The organism is Phyllobacterium sp. 22229, assembly GCF_052056495.1.
GTDB classification, from domain to species: Bacteria; Pseudomonadota; Alphaproteobacteria; order Rhizobiales; family Rhizobiaceae; genus Phyllobacterium; species Phyllobacterium myrsinacearum.
On record NZ_JBQEPA010000004.1, the window covers coordinates 38,960 to 54,048 of the forward strand.

14 protein-coding genes are annotated in these 15,089 nt (G+C 58.5%); 8 read left to right on the plus strand and 6 right to left on the minus strand.

Features of this window, described 5'->3' with window-relative positions; translation table 11 throughout:
- Positions 1–2: 2 nt before the first annotated feature.
- Positions 3–1,331 (minus strand): MFS transporter, encoded by a 1,329-nt coding sequence (locus tag ACTJJ7_RS05790; RefSeq protein WP_105734975.1) that lies wholly within the window; start codon positions 1,329–1,331, stop codon positions 3–5.
- 188 nt (positions 1,332–1,519) lie between these two features.
- On the opposite strand from ACTJJ7_RS05790, the gene cyoA reads away from it, so the two are divergent.
- Genes cyoA through ACTJJ7_RS05825 form a run of 7 tightly spaced genes read left to right on the plus strand, consistent with a single transcriptional unit; the run spans position 1,520 to position 8,455 of the window.
- A complete protein-coding gene (gene cyoA / locus ACTJJ7_RS05795) occupies positions 1,520–2,671 on the plus strand; it encodes a ubiquinol oxidase subunit II (RefSeq protein WP_440965930.1) in 1,152 nt (383 codons plus the stop codon).
- Between the two features lie 16 nt (positions 2,672–2,687).
- Positions 2,688–4,694 (plus strand): cytochrome o ubiquinol oxidase subunit I, encoded by a 2,007-nt coding sequence (gene cyoB / locus ACTJJ7_RS05800; RefSeq protein ID WP_440965932.1) that lies wholly within the window; start codon positions 2,688–2,690, stop codon positions 4,692–4,694.
- A complete protein-coding gene (gene cyoC / locus ACTJJ7_RS05805) occupies positions 4,691–5,326 on the plus strand; it encodes a cytochrome o ubiquinol oxidase subunit III (protein ID WP_440965934.1) in 636 nt (211 codons plus the stop codon). The genes cyoB and cyoC overlap by 4 nt, the downstream gene beginning before the upstream one ends.
- Entirely contained in the window at positions 5,323–5,697 is a 375-nt protein-coding gene (gene cyoD, locus ACTJJ7_RS05810) for a cytochrome o ubiquinol oxidase subunit IV (protein WP_105734971.1), read from the plus strand. Before cyoC ends, cyoD begins: the two co-directional genes overlap by 4 nt.
- 26 nt (positions 5,698–5,723) lie before the next feature.
- A complete protein-coding gene (locus ACTJJ7_RS05815) occupies positions 5,724–6,536 on the plus strand; it encodes an SURF1 family protein (protein WP_440965937.1) in 813 nt (270 codons plus the stop codon).
- 55 nt (positions 6,537–6,591) lie between these two features.
- Positions 6,592–7,932: an ATP-binding protein gene (locus tag ACTJJ7_RS05820; RefSeq protein WP_440966275.1), complete on the plus strand. Its 1,341-nt coding sequence runs from the start codon at positions 6,592–6,594 to the stop codon at positions 7,930–7,932.
- Positions 7,922–8,455, plus strand: a complete 534-nt coding sequence (locus ACTJJ7_RS05825) for a response regulator transcription factor (protein ID WP_105734968.1) — start codon at positions 7,922–7,924, stop codon at positions 8,453–8,455. Before ACTJJ7_RS05820 ends, ACTJJ7_RS05825 begins: the two co-directional genes overlap by 11 nt.
- A gap of 18 nt (positions 8,456–8,473) precedes the next feature.
- Here the strand turns inward: ACTJJ7_RS05825 and ACTJJ7_RS05830 are convergent, their stop codons facing one another.
- The 4 genes from ACTJJ7_RS05830 to ACTJJ7_RS05845 form a co-directional block, all read right to left on the minus strand.
- Positions 8,474–9,325: an aspartyl/asparaginyl beta-hydroxylase domain-containing protein gene (locus ACTJJ7_RS05830; RefSeq protein WP_105734967.1), complete on the minus strand. Its 852-nt coding sequence runs from the start codon at positions 9,323–9,325 to the stop codon at positions 8,474–8,476.
- 231 nt (positions 9,326–9,556) lie between these two features.
- Complete coding sequence (locus ACTJJ7_RS05835) at positions 9,557–10,120, minus strand: methylated-DNA--[protein]-cysteine S-methyltransferase (protein WP_440965939.1); 564 nt, start codon at positions 10,118–10,120, stop codon at positions 9,557–9,559.
- Between the two features lie 104 nt (positions 10,121–10,224).
- Positions 10,225–11,802: a DHA2 family efflux MFS transporter permease subunit gene (locus tag ACTJJ7_RS05840; RefSeq protein WP_105734965.1), complete on the minus strand. Its 1,578-nt coding sequence runs from the start codon at positions 11,800–11,802 to the stop codon at positions 10,225–10,227.
- A 23-nt stretch (positions 11,803–11,825) separates the two neighbouring features.
- Positions 11,826–13,019 carry an HlyD family secretion protein gene (locus ACTJJ7_RS05845; protein ID WP_440965941.1) on the minus strand — a complete coding sequence of 398 codons (1,194 nt, stop codon included), beginning with the start codon at positions 13,017–13,019 and terminating at the stop codon, positions 11,826–11,828.
- 166 nt (positions 13,020–13,185) lie between these two features.
- Between ACTJJ7_RS05845 and ACTJJ7_RS05850 the strand changes: the two genes are divergently transcribed.
- Positions 13,186–13,914 (plus strand): TetR/AcrR family transcriptional regulator, encoded by a 729-nt coding sequence (locus ACTJJ7_RS05850; RefSeq protein ID WP_158531271.1) that lies wholly within the window; start codon positions 13,186–13,188, stop codon positions 13,912–13,914.
- 6 nt (positions 13,915–13,920) lie between these two features.
- On the opposite strand, the gene ACTJJ7_RS05855 is transcribed toward ACTJJ7_RS05850, so the two are convergent.
- Positions 13,921–15,072: an NAD(P)-binding domain-containing protein gene (locus ACTJJ7_RS05855; protein ID WP_105734962.1), complete on the minus strand. Its 1,152-nt coding sequence runs from the start codon at positions 15,070–15,072 to the stop codon at positions 13,921–13,923.
- Between the last annotated feature and the right edge of the window lie 17 nt (positions 15,073–15,089).

Consider the following 15,089-nt stretch of genomic DNA (forward strand, 5'->3'; position numbering starts at 1 on the left):
CTTTACTTGTCGCGGCCGTCGATCTGGCGGTTCACCGCGAGCGCAATCAGTGTGCATGCGGCACCCGACAGGAGATAGGCTCCGCTCGCGATCAGACCAAAGCGGCTCGACAGGATCAAGGCGACAAGCGGCGCGAAACCTGCACCGAACAGCCATGCGAGATCCGTCGTCAGTGCCGATCCCGTATAGCGGTATCGTCTGGAAAAATTCGACGCGACTGCGCCGGAGGACTGGCCGAACGACAGGCCAAGAAGCAGGAAGCCGAAGACCATGAAGATGATTTCGCCGATATCGCCGCCGTCCAGCAGCTGAGGGGCAAACCCGCTGAACACGGCGATGGCGATGGCTGTGGCGATGAGCAAACGGCTCCGGCCAACGCGGTCAGCGATATTTCCGGACGCAAAGATCGCGATGACGCCGACGGCTGCACCGATGGTCTCGATCATGAGGAAGCGGGCCGGTCCCTGATCGGTGAAAAGGAAGACCCACGACAGGGGAAACACCGTCACCATATGGAAGAGTGCGAAGCTGGCCAAAGGCGCAAAGGCACCGATGACGACGTGGCGGCCTTCGGTCTGCAATGTGTCGCTGACCGTCGTCGGCTGCAGTTCCCGGCGCTTGAAGAGCTCGGCATACTGCTCCGTCACGACCATGCGCAGCCGCGCGAACAATGCCACCACATTGATGGCAAAGGCGACGAAGAAGGGATAGCGCCAGCCCCACTCCAGGAAATCCTGCGCGGAAAGGTGCGAGACAAAGAATGCAAACAGGCTGGCCGCAACCATCAGTCCGAGCGGGGCGCCGAGCTGCGGAATCATGGCGTACCAGCCACGGCGGCGTTCCGGCGCATTCAACGCAAGAAGGGAAGCAAGACCGTCCCATTCGCCACCCAGCGCCAAGCCCTGGCCAAGCCGGAAGAGCGCAAGAAGCAGCGCCGATACCCAGCCCACCTGCTCGTAACCGGGCAGAAAGGCAATTGCCACCGTCGAGCTTCCCAGCAGGAACAGGGTAATGGTGAGTTTGACACCGCGGCCATAGGTACGGTCGATGGCCATGAAGATCACAGTCCCAAGCGGACGTGCAATGAATGCGAGCGCAAAGATCGCAAAGGAATAGAGCGTGCCTGTCAGCGGATCGACATAGGGAAAGACAAGCTTGGGGAAGACCAGCACGGAGGCAATGGCGTAAACGAAAAAGTCGAAGAACTCCGACGTACGCCCGATGATGACGCCGATGGCGATCTCACCGACATTGACATCCTCGTGGCCATGCAGGCCCTTGACGTCACGTCCGTGGGTTGTCGATGAGGGCACCCCTATTTCCGCGCTCATGTCTCGTTGCGCTCCTCAATCCTGATTTGGCAGCTGCTGACGTCAAGCCGCGTTCACGGCTTATGCTAGCATCTCCTTTATCATTGTGACACATTAGGGAAGGATTGGGCAAATTGTCCAATGTCACTTTGAATGGGGTGCCGCTACGGATGGCGCAAATTAGCGCCGTTATCATGACAGGAACGACCTTGAAACGTTTTCTTGCCGTCGCCATACTTCCGTTTCTCACCATGCTGACCGCATGCAATGCTGTCGTCATGAGCCCGTCTGGCGACGTCGCTGCACAGCAGCGGGATCTTATCGTCATCTCGACCATTCTGATGCTGATCATCATCATACCCGTCATGCTGCTGACGGTGTTTTTCGCGTGGCGTTATCGCCAATCCAATGCAGCGGCGCGCTACGAGCCCGATTGGGATCACTCGACGCAACTGGAGCTGATCATCTGGGCCGCGCCGCTCCTCATCATCATCTGCCTTGGCGCGCTGACATGGATGGGTACACACCTGCTTGATCCCTACCGTCCGCTGGATCGCATTGCACCCGGCAAGCTGGTCGACAAGCAGGTCAAGCCGCTGCAGGTGGAAGTCGTGGCGCTCGACTGGAAATGGCTGTTCATCTATCCGGAATACGGAGTGGCAACCATCAATGAACTGGCTGCCCCGGTGGACAGGCCCATCGATTTCCGTCTGACATCGTCGGCAGTCATGAACTCGTTCTACATTCCGGCACTTGCGGGCCAGATCTACACCATGCCGGGTATGCAGACGAAGCTCAGCGCCGTGATCAATCACCCCGGCACCTTCGAGGGCTTCTCGGCGAACTATAGCGGCGCAGGTTTCTCGGGCATGAAATTTGCCTTCCTCGGCCTGTCCAATGCCGATTTTGACAAATGGATGGCCGACGTGAAAGCCCAGGGCACCAAGCTGGATCGCAATGCCTATCTCGAACTTGAACGGCCCAGCGAAAACGAGCCGGCGCGCCGTTACGGCAGTGTCGAGACACAACTCTTCACCGCCGTGCTCAACCGCTGCGTCGAGCTTGGCAAAATGTGCATGGACGAAATGAGTTCAATCGATGCCAAGGGCGGGCTTGGGCTTGCCGGCATCAACAATGTCCACCCGCTGGAATATGACAAATACAGGCGGCGCGGCGCCATTTTCGCCCCACCGGCAACCTTTGTATCGCGGATATGCACGACGGAAGAGGAAGAGAGAATGCGTGCCGCGGCACAGTCTCCGCTGCTGTCACCACGCGACACCTCACCAGTACTCGGTGCCGGATTGCCACGCCCAACTGCCCCACTGTTCGGTGCACAGCGCCGTCCATCGAATTCCTGAACGGATTGAGTCCGACATGTTTGAAAATCCCGATCTTCTCAAGGCGGTCTTCGGCCGGTTGACCCTGGAATCCTTCCCGTATCATGAGCCGATCCTGGTCGGCACATTTGCCATGGTGGCCCTTGGCGGCCTGGCACTGGTGGGTCTCCTCACCTATTACCGCCTCTGGGGTTATCTCTGGCGCGAATGGTTCACCAGCATCGACCACAAGCGCATCGGCATCATGTACATGATCCTCGGCATCGTCATGCTGCTGCGCGGCTTTGCCGATGCCATCATGATGCGCCTGCAGCAGGCCATGGCCTTCGGCGGCTCCGAGGGCTATCTCCCGGCCCACCACTACGACCAGGTGTTCACCGCCCACGGCGTGATCATGATTTTCTTCGTGGCCATGCCGCTTGTCACCGGTCTGATGAATTTTGTCGTTCCGCTGCAGATCGGCGCGCGCGACGTGTCTTTCCCGTTCCTCAACAATTTCAGTTTCTGGATGACCACGGCCGGCGCGATCCTTGTCATGATGTCGCTGTTTGTCGGAGAATTCGCCAAGACCGGCTGGCTTGCCTATCCACCGCTATCCAATATCGGGTACAGTCCCGATGTCGGTGTGGACTATTACATATGGGCGCTGCAGATCGCTGGCATCGGCACGTTGCTGTCCGGCGTGAATCTGGTGGCGACCATCGTCAAGATGCGCGCACCCGGCATGACCATGATGAAGCTGCCGGTCTTTACCTGGACAGCGCTCTGCACCAACGTGCTGATTGTGGCCGCATTCCCGGTGCTGACCGCCGTTCTCGCCCTGCTCAGCCTTGACCGCTATGTCGGTACGAACTTCTTCACCAATGATTTCGGCGGCAATCCGATGATGTATGTCAACCTCATCTGGATCTGGGGTCATCCGGAGGTTTACATTCTTATCCTGCCGGCTTTCGGCATCTTTTCCGAAGTCACGTCCACCTTCTCCGGCAAGCGCCTGTTCGGCTACACGTCGATGGTCTATGCCACGGTCGTTATCACCATCCTCGCCTATCTCGTCTGGCTGCACCACTTCTTCACCATGGGCTCCGGCGCCAGCGTGAATTCCTTCTTCGGCATCACCACGATGATCATATCGATCCCCACCGGGGCCAAGATATTCAACTGGCTGTTCACGATGTATCGCGGGCGCATCCGCTTCGAGTTGCCGATGATGTGGACGATCGCCTTCATGCTGACCTTCGTCATCGGTGGTATGACCGGCGTGCTGCTCGCCGTGCCACCGGCGGACTTTGTCCTGCATAACAGCCTGTTCCTTGTGGCGCATTTCCACAACGTCATCATCGGCGGCGTGCTGTTCGGCCTGTTTGCCGGCATCAGCTACTGGTTTCCCAAGGCATTCGGCTTCAAGCTCGATCCGTTCTGGGGCAAGATGTCGTTCTGGTTCTGGGTCATCGGCTTCTACTTCGCCTTCATGCCGCTCTATGTGCTCGGCCTGATGGGCGTAACACGGCGCCTGCGCGTGTTCAACGATCCGTCGCTGCAGATCTGGTTCGTGATTGCCGCCTTCGGTGCCGTCCTGATCGCCATCGGCATCCTGTCCTTCCTCATCCAGATTTATGTCAGCATCCGCAACCGCGACAAGCTGGCCGACCTGACGGGCGACCCTTGGGACGGGCGCACGCTCGAATGGTCAACCGCGTCGCCGCCACCGGCCTACAACTTTGCCTTCACGCCGGTGGTGCATGACCTCGATGCATGGCACGATATGAAAAGGCGCGGCTACACGCGTCCGCTCGAAGGTTTCAAGGCCATCCACATGCCCAGCAACACCGGCACAGGCATCATCCTGGCGGTCCTGAGCATCATCTTCGGCTTTGCCATGATCTGGTACATCTGGTGGCTCGCTGCAGCCAGCTTCATTGCCCTGCTTGCCGTCACCATCGGGCATACCTTCAACTACAAGCGCGACTTCCACATACCGGCGGAGGACGTTGTCCGCACCGAAGGTGAGCGAACCGCTCTTCTCGCAGGAGTTGCACGATGAGTTCACCAGCTTCCGCAGTGCACGGGGACGGAGCCGCGCCGACGTTCTATCTGGTGGATGAGCATGATCACGCCGAAGGCGGCAGCACCATGTTCGGCTTCTGGGTTTACCTGATGAGCGACTGCCTCATCTTCGCCGTGCTGTTTGCGACCTACGGCGTGCTTGGCAGCAGTTATGCGGCAGGTCCCTCACCCAAGGACCTCTTCGATCTGCCGCTCGTGGCAATCAATACGTCGATGCTGCTTTTTTCGTCCATCACCTATGGCTTTGCCATGCTGACGATGGACAAGGGACGCATTGCCGCGACACAGGGATGGCTGGCACTGACCGGTCTGTTCGGCCTGGCATTCCTTGGTATCGAGCTCTACGAATTCGCGCACATGATCCATGAAGGCGCAACACCGCAGCGGAGCGCCTTCCTGTCATCGTTCTTTACGCTCGTCGGGACACACGGCCTGCACGTCACCGTGGGCCTGGTCTGGCTGGTCACGCTGATGATCCAGGTCAAGCGCTATGGCCTTATCCAGGCAAACAGGCGCCGGTTGATGTGCCTCAGCCTGTTCTGGCACTTTCTCGACGTCATCTGGATTGGCGTTTTCACCTTTGTCTATCTGATGGGAATGTTGCGATGACACCAGCACATACGGATGATCACGGCCACGCGCAAGACGATGGGCATGCCCATGGTTCCCTGCGATCCTATCTGATCGGTTTTGGCCTTTCGGTCATCCTGACGGCCATTCCTTTCTGGCTGGTCATGACCGGCGCACTCGACTCCAAACAGGCAACCGCATTCGCAATCATGGCATTGGCCGTGATCCAGATCGTGGTCCATATGGTGTTTTTCCTGCACATGAATGTCCGGTCGGAAAACGGCTGGAACATGCTGGCGCTGATCTTCACGCTCGTTCTCGTCGTCATCACCCTGACCGGCTCCCTATGGGTCATGTATCACCTCAATACCAACATGATGCCCGGCCATGACATGAGCCAGATACCGTGATGGCAGAATAATTCCAGGACGAAGCAATGGATGACGATGGCCACTCTCCGCGCTCCCGGCCCAGAGCTCTGTGGCAACTCGGCCTCTTCGGTCTGATCGGTCTTTCGGGTGTGCTTCTGTTGACTGGCCTCGGCGTCTGGCAGCTGGAGCGGCGTGTCTGGAAACTCGACCTCATCCAGCGCGTTGAACGGCAAGCCCACGCACCGGCAGTTGCCGCACCCGGTCCGTCTCAATGGCACGGGATCGGTGACAGGGACAGCTACCGTCATGTTGAGGTCAGCGGGCATTTCCGGGCCGACCGCGACACGCTTGTAAAGGCCGTTACCGAACGCGGCAGCGGTTCCTGGGTCATCTCACCGTTCCAGACCGATGATGGCTTTACCGTCCTGATCAATCGCGGTTTTGTACCGGACGATGCTGCACAGGCTTCATGGCAGGTGAGCGATGTGCCGGCGCGAACCGTGACCGGTCTTCTTCGCATGACCGAGCCCAGGGGCGGCTTTCTGCGGCACAACGACCCCGTTGCCGGCCGCTGGTATTCGCGCGATGTCGCCGCCATCGCTGCGGCAAAAGCCCTTGGGACCACCGCACCCTATTTCATCGACCAGGATGCCGGTGCCAATGCGCGGGACCTTCCGATCGGCGGTTTGACCGTTCTCCATTTCCCCAATAATCACCTCGCTTATGCGCTCACCTGGTTCAGCCTGGAGCTGATGCTGATCGCCGCGATGCTCTATGTCGGACGTTACGAATGGCGAATGCGCAGCTCCATACGGTTTGACAAAGCCGTTTCGGCATCGCAAACCAAGACAACGCACGATCAGGGAATGCGGGCCTGACATATTGAGTGAGCCATTGAACCCAAGTCGCGATACCCAAATTGAACGCGTAGACCTGAAGCCAGACTCCCAAACCGAGAACGGCGCGGGCGCCTGGCAAGGTCCCGTAACGCCTCCGGCTGACTATACCGCCAACTGGAAGAACATGAACCTGCTGATCCAGTTGCGCTGGATCGCTGTCATCGGGCAGGTCGTGACAATCGCCGTTGTGCATGAATGGCTCAATCTTGAATTGCCATTGCTGCCAATGTTCCTGGTTCTCGCGGGCCTCATCGGGCTGAACCTCGCCAGCATCGTCTGGCTTCGCAACGACCAGATCACCACACAGGCTTCCCTGTTCATTGTCCTTGTTTTCGACGTCGCGGCACTGACGGCACAGCTCTATTTGAGCGGTGGCGCGACCAACCCGTTTATCTTTCTGTATTTGCTGCAAGTCACACTCAGCGCCGTCTTGCTTGACGCACGCTTGACCTCGGCAATCGTCGCTATCGCCGGCATAAGTTTTGCCGGCCTGACGGTGTTCTACGAGCCAATCATTCTGCCCGGTCAGGGCCCTGACGAACTTTTCCGCCTTCACATCATCGGCATGCTCATCTGTTTCGTGCTCGATGCCGCCTTGCTCGTTGTCTTTGTTGCCCGCATCAACCGCAACCTGCGCGAACGCGACGCGAACCTTGCCGCCCTGAAACAGCATGCGGCGGAAGAAGACCATATCGTCCGCATGGGCCTGCTTGCCTCCGGTGCAGCACACGAGCTGGGCACGCCTCTTTCGTCCCTGTCGGTCATCCTCGGAGATTGGCGCCGGGTTCCGGCTCTTGCCGCCGATCCCGATCTCGTTCAGGAAATCGATGAAATGCAGGCCGAAGTGCAGCGCTGCAAGGCCATCGTCACGGGCATTCTGCTGGCGGCAGGCGAGGCGCGCGGCGAAGCACCCACGGTGACCACCGTCAATGCTTTCCTGGATGAACTGGTTGCCGAATGGCGGGCAGCGCGGTCCGCCACGACGCTTTCCTACGGAAATGCCTTCGGGCTCAATCTCACGATTGTTTCCGACTCAGCGCTCAAACAGGTTATCTTCAACGTTCTCGACAATGCGTTCGATGCATCGCCGGGATGGGTCGGATTTCTGGCGGAACGCGAGGGTGATATGCTGGTACTGCGTGTCAACGATGCCGGGCCTGGCTTCCAGCCGGACATACTGGCAAAGTTCGGCAAGCCCTATCAGTCAAGCAAGGGTCGTCTCGGCGGTGGTCTTGGACTGTTTCTGGTCGTCAATGCCGTGCGCAAGCTTGGCGGCGCCGTGCATGCCCGCAACCTGCCGCAGGGCGGCGCGTCCGTGACACTGGAACTGCCACTTGCCTCGCTGGCTATCGGAGTGCGCGAACATGACACATGATCGGCTGCTGGTTATCGTCGAGGACGATACGGCGTTTGCCCGGACGCTGAAACGCTCTTTTGAACGGCGCGAATACCGTGTGGTGCTGGCAAGCGGACTGGAAGAACTGCGGGACATCCTGCAAACCCAGTCACCCCACTACGCCATTGTTGATCTGAAACTTTCCGGCGCATCAGGCCTTACCTGCGTCGAGGCGCTGCATGCCCATAATTCGGAGATGCTGATCGTTGTGCTGACCGGATTTGCCAGCATCGCCACCGCCGTGGAAGCGATCAAGCTCGGCGCCTGTCACTACCTCGCCAAGCCCTCCAACTCAGATGATATTGAAGCGGCTTTCAGCAAGGCTGCAGGCAATACGGAGATCGATCTGACCGCACGCCCGACATCGATCAAAACGCTGGAATGGGAACGCATTCACCAGATGCTGGTGGAAACAGACTTCAACATTTCCGAAGCAGCCCGGCGGCTTGGCATGCACCGCCGCACCCTCGCCCGCAAACTGGAAAAACGCCGGGTGAATTGACCCGGCGCTGCTCTTTAGCTATCGGCCGGGCTGGTTTCGCAGCTTTTCCGCTTCCGCATAAAAGCGCTTTTCCCATTCCTTGTGATTATCGAGCCCTTCCCGGATGAACGGCGTAAACACTGCCAGGTTCATCAACATCCAGTTGACGAAGTTGGCGGGAAACCGCGTGGGTTTCACGAAGTCGACAAAGAGAACGACGCGTGTCTTGTCCGTATGATTCCAGGCCTCATGCTCGTAGGCATCGTCGAAAATCAGCGCCTTGCCTTCATGCCAATGGCAAATCTGGTCTTTGACGCGAATGGCCAGCCTGTCTGACTGTTCGGGAACAATCATGCCGACATGCAGACGCAGCACGCCATTATAGGGGCCGCGATGCGGCGGCAAATGCTTGCCGGGCTCGAAAATCGAGAACATGGCCGTCTTCAGATTGGGAATCTTCTGCACGGCCGCCCATGTCTTCGGACAGGCCTGAATATTCTGTTCCGATTTCACCCCGAAGCCGATCAGGAAGAAGGTCTTCCAGTTCTTGTCGGTCGAGATGGTTTTAACGTCCGTGGAAATCTCCTGGAACGCCGGCAGTTCACTCTGCCGGAGAAGAACACGGTCGAGTTCCGTACGGATTTCCGGCCAGGCCTTCTCGATCTCGCTCGACCAGGGAAAAGTTGCATTGTCGTAGACGGGAGGATTGCCGAATTTGGCATATTTGAGATTGAGCCCTTCGGCCCATGAGACAATGCTCATGAAAAAGCGCGTGATCCGGCTCGGGCGATCCATTGGTGCGATGCCGGCCGTCTCGAAGGTTTGATCCGCATTTCCAGTTTGCAATTGTCCCGAAGCTGAGTCTTTCAAGGTTCTGTCAGTCACGATCATCCCAATCATTCATTGGTCTTACCGAAAGTCCGCCCGCCATCATCATCGGGGCGCGCGGCCGGACGTTCGCGCACCAGATTATACGATCCAGGCGGAGTTTCTAGGTGCCGCAGCAATAATTGAGAAGCCAACTCACCTTTTTCAAAGGCTTTTTGGCCATTTCACAGGAGGAATGGCGCGGATCACACGATCGTGAATCCGCGCAACAGGGTCTGCTCAGGTCGCGTTGGGCTAAAAGCCCAGTGTTTGCTGGGCAGGTTCAGGCGCGCCGACATGCACGCCTTCAAGTTCCAGCATGCGGATTTTAGAGGTTGAGCCGCCCGGCGCCGAGAAACCGCCAACCTTGCCGCCCGCTGCCAGCACCCGGTGACAGGGAATGATCAGGGCAACCGGATTCTTCGCCATCGCCTGCCCCACGTCGCGCGCCGCTTCCGGCCCGGCGCCAAGCTCCTTTGCCAGTCCGCCATAGGTGACCGTATGGCCCCATCCAACCCGCCGGACAGCGTCATATATGCGTTTGAAGAACTCATCCTGCCCATCAAGGTCCAGCACGATTCCGGAAAAATCGGTCTCTTCGCCTTTGAAATAGCGTTTGACCGCCGCAACCGCTTCGGCAATTGCCGGAGTGGGCGTTGCGGGTTCGGCGACTGGCAGGCGCCGGAGCAAGAGCCGCTCCGTTCCTTCAGCGCTCTTTGTCGGAAGCTGGAATCGCGTAACACCTCGCATATTCCAGGCAATTCCGCAAAAACCGCCTGCGGTTTCAAAGACATGATAATTGTGCACTGTCTGACCCATGACATGGCCTCCATCTTTCACATGTCACGAACATCATGCCGGCGGCCTCTGAATTCAACCCGTTTCTTGCACCGGCAGAACGCTGCTGTCAGCCCATGACACATTCAATGGGCCGGAGCGCCGCTCGCCTGGCCTTTCTTGGTCAGAAGCACGAAAAAAGCGGCAATGATCAGCATTGCGCCCAGCACAACGAACGTGTCGCTGTAGCCCATGATCAGCGATTGCCGTTTGACCGTCTGGCCGAGCGCAACGATCGCCTGTTCACGCGCGGCAACCGGGTCTGTCACGCCATGTGCCATGAAATAGGCCGTCATCTGATCAAGTCTGCCGCGAACCGTTTCGCTGAACAGATTGACCGAGTTGCCGATGGTGTTGGAATGAAACTGTTCCCGTTTGGTGACAATCGTAGCCAGCATCGCCGTGCCGAATGCACCGCCGAGATTTCGCAGCATGTTGAAGACACCGGACGCCGCAGCGGATTCGTGGCGGGCAACGCCGACCATGGCAATGGCCGTCAGCGGTGCCATCACCACCGCCTGCCCGATGGCGCGGACGATGTTGGGCAGCCAGAGCTGATCGCCGGAATAATTGGCCGACATGTGAATATTCATGAAGCAGCTGCCACCGAACACGCACAGGCCGAGAAAGACGATGATGCGCGTATCGAACCGGCCCATCAGCATCGGAACGAACGGAATGATCAAAAGCTGCGGCAAGCCTGTCCAGGCCATGACCGAGCCAATCTGTTCAGAATTGTAGCCCTGGACCTGGCCAAGATATTGCGGCAGCAGATACACCGACCCGTAGAGGCCGAAACCGACAAGCATGTTGGCAACGGTGCCGAGGCCGAAATTGCGCCGTTTCAACAGGCGCAGATTGACGGCCGGGTTTTTCACCGTCAGTTCGATCCAGACAAACAGCGCCAGAAACACCACGGCAATGATCGTCAGACGGACGATGAAGGGCGAACCCAGCCAATCGTTCTTGTTGCCCTCCTCAAGTACGGTCTGAAGCGCACCGAGGCCGATGGCCATGGCCAGAATGCCGAACCAGTCGCCTTCCTTCAAGAGGCCAAGATTCATCGGCTGGCGCTCAAGATTGAGATAGAGCGCGGTGACCATGAAGGCACCGGGAACGAGATTGATAAAGAATATGTACTGCCAGCCGTAATTCTCGGTGAGGTACCCGCCGATGGTCGGACCGATCGCCGGTGCAAACGTCGCGGTGATTGCAAAAAGAGCCATACCGACGGAATGCTGTGACCGTGGCAGCTTGGTCAGGATCAGCGTGAACGCCATCGGAATGAGCACGCCGCCGGTAAAACCCTGAATGGCCCGCAGAATGATCATCTCTTCGAGATTGCGCGCAAAGGCGCAGGCCACCGAGAACGCCAGGAACAGCAGCGCATTGACCAGCAGGAAACGCCGGAAGGAGAACACCCGGCTGAGATAGTCGGTCAAAGGAATGACGATGATTTCGCCGATGAGATAGGCCGTCGAAATCCACGCGCCATTGTCGACGCCAGTGCCGATACCGCCCTCGATATTGAGGAGCGAGGCATTGGTGATCTGGATATTCAGCACGGCCATGAAAGCGCCGATCAGGCCGGCAAAGACGGTAATCCACGTCTTGAGGCTTGCGGGGCGTTCCTGATCGGCAACAGGTGTAGCAGCAGCGGACATTTTCGTCGTCCTGTCTGGATTTGTTAGTTGGCGGCCTTGAAGCAGGCGGTTTCGCCGCAACTGGCCGCGCTGTCCGAATCCTTGAGATTGATGGTCGGGGTTACCGACATGCCGGGACGCAACAGGCCCGCGAGCTTGCTGTCATTGTCGAGAACCACCTTCACCGGGATACGCTGCACAATCTTGGTGAAATTGCCCGTTGCATTGTCGGGCGGCAGCAAGGCAAATTCCTGGCCGCTGGCCGGCGCAATGCTGTCGACGCGCCCTTTCAGGGCCACGCCCGGGAAGGTGTCGACCGCGATATCGACGGGCTGGCCTTTTTTCACATCCGTGAGCTGGGTTTCCTTGAAGTTGGCGATAACGTAGACATTGTCGACCGGAACGACCGCCATCAGCTGGGTTCCGGACTGGACATACTGGCCGACGCGCAGGGTGCGGTTACCGACCACGCCATCCACGGGCGAGACGATCGTCGTGTAACCCAGATTGAGTTCGGCCTGATCCTGAACAGCCTTGTCGCGTGCAAGGGCGGCGTTCATCTTGGCCAATTGTGCTTGCAGCACGCCCATCTGTTTCTGCGCCGAAACAACGGCGCCTTCATCACGCTGGAGTGTCGCTTTGGCGATATCCAGCTTGGAAACGGCCTGCTGGGCGTTCTGCACGCTTCCTGCCCCTTGTGTTGCGAGGGCGCCATAACGGTCATTGTCCTGCTGGGCAAATTTCAGGCTGGCCTGATCGACCGATACGGTCGACTGCGCCTGGGCGATCGCTGCCTGCTGCTGGTCAAGGCTCGCCACGATGTTCTCAATGTCGGCCTGTGCCGCGGCAACGTCAGCCTTCGCCTGCTCAAGCGCAACGAGGTAATCCCGATCATCGATCTTGGCGAGGGGCTGGTTGGCACGGACGGGTTGATTGTCAGCCACAAGCACTTCGCGCACATAGCCTGACACCTTCGGGGCAACGATCGTGGAATCGGCCTTCACATAGGCATCATCGGTTGATTCCTGGAACCGTCCGACGGTCCAATAGTGCCAGCCGACCTTTGCGCCCAGCCCGACAACGATCACGGCCGCGCCAATCAGCAGCAATTTTCGAACATTGCGCGGCTGCGGCTTATGCGGCTGCTCTGTCTTGCCTTCGTGCGGTGCCGGCATGGCTTCGTCGGCACTGAGTGTCTTTTCAACCTTGAGATCGAGGGGTTGCGTGTTTTTGGTCATGGCGAATGCCCTTAGTTGAGGAACTAGATCGGCACGGTTCATTGGGAGAACTCGGGTCGGGGATAAATAAGGAACCCAGCAGTTCCCTAATTATGTCTGGACAATTCGGTTTGCAAGACAGAAAATGCTCAAGCAACTATTTTTGAAGACCGAAAGCAGAAGACTGGTGACAAAACCAACGGATACAATCGAGATCGAGCGGGACAATCAGGACGAAAACACACCAGAGATCAAACGTCCGCGCGGACGGCCGCAAAACCGGTCTGACGCGGAGACGAAACACCTGATCCTGCAGACCGCCACCCAGGTGCTGCTGGAAAACGGCTACACCGCGACCCGGATGGAGACGGTTGCCCGGGAGGCGGGCGTTGCGAAACGGACCATTTACCGTTTCTGGACAACGAAATCCGAACTGCTCGCGGCCATCGTGGCAGAACGCGGCGAGCAGATTGCCAGCAGGGTCGACGCTTTCCTGCAGACGATTCATCCGGAATCGCTGGACCATTTGGGATTGAAACACGCGCTCGAACATATCCTGAGCGAATTTGCGCACCTCGTCCTGTCCGACCAGACCGTCGCATTCTATCGTCTGGTGACGGCCGAAGCCCTGAACTTTCCGGAAGTGGCCAGAGCCTTCTACCGGGAAGGCCCGTCGCGAAGCTCGGCCATGGTTGCCCGGTTTTTGGAACAGCAGGAAAAGCGCGGGCTGATCAAGCTCGATGATTCAAAGATTGCGGCAACGATGCTGCTCGGCATGGTGACCGCAGAACCCTTCCGCATCGCGACACTGGGGTTGGCCAGCGTTCCCGAGGACCGGGAGATCGAAGAACGCGTGGCCATGGCAGCGGCGTTGTTCCTTGAGGGATGCAGCATCAGGTCAGCCAATTCCAGATAGCTTAGCTTACTCTTTCTGCAATCCGAGATAATCCGTGAGTTCGCGCGCCGCGGCACCGCCAGCGCGATTTGCACCAATGGTGGACGCCGAAGGACCATAACCGACCAGATGAATGCGCGGGTCCTTGGCAACCTGTGTCGCCAGCCTGCCCGACATGACAATGCCGCCATTCTCCTCTCGGATCTGGAGCGGGGCAAGATGATCAAGCGAACTGCGGAACCCCGTGCACCACAAGATGACGTCGGCGCGCTGTTCCCGGCCATCGGACCAGCGTATGCCATTACGGGTAATCCCGGCAAACATGGGCAGCCGTTTGAGCACCCCACGCGCCTGCGCTGCGCGCAGTGCCGGCGTCCATGGAATCCCGGTGACTGAGACCACCGACCCCGGCACCAGCCCGCGCCGCACCCGGTCTTCCACAATCGCCACCGCCGCCCGCCCGTCTTCCGGCGTAAACGGTGTATCGCGAAACTGCGGTTCCTGGCGCGTCACCCAGGTTGTCGACGTGACCTGGGAAATTTCGTCCAGCAACTGCAGTGCGGAAATGCCGCCACCCACAACAACAACATGCTTTCCGGTAAACGCATCGGCTGTCTTGTAGTCATGGGTATGAAGCTGCCGCCCCTCAAAACTTTCCGCCCCCGGATAGGCCGGAATATAGGGCGTTTCCCAAGTTCCCGTCGCATTGATGATGCCGCGCGCGGAAAAACCACCCTCTTCGGTCTCGATACGAAAGCGCCCGTTGCGCTCGCACACAACCTTGACCGTCTGCGGCCGATAGACCGGCAATTGGAACTTGCGTTCATAGGCGGCGTAGTATTGCGGCACCGCTACCGATGCCTTGACTTCGTCACCGGCATCAACCGCCTCGGTAAACCGCAGGCCAGGCAGGTCGTGCACACGATTGACCGTCGTCAAAGTCAGGGATGGCCAGCGGTACTGCCAGGCACCACCAGCGCCTGGCGACTTGTCTAGAACCAGATAGTTCTTCCAGGATGTCAGGCCGAGCTGTTGCAGGTGGTAAGCCGAGGAAAGACCTGCCTGCCCGGCACCGATCACGACGATATCGGCCTTCAACAGCGCGCGCGCATCGTGCTGACCCGAGGGAGCATCCGCGTCGTTTACAGATATGGGTGGGGCCGCTTGATCTGAAGGCATAGCCGATCATAAATTTG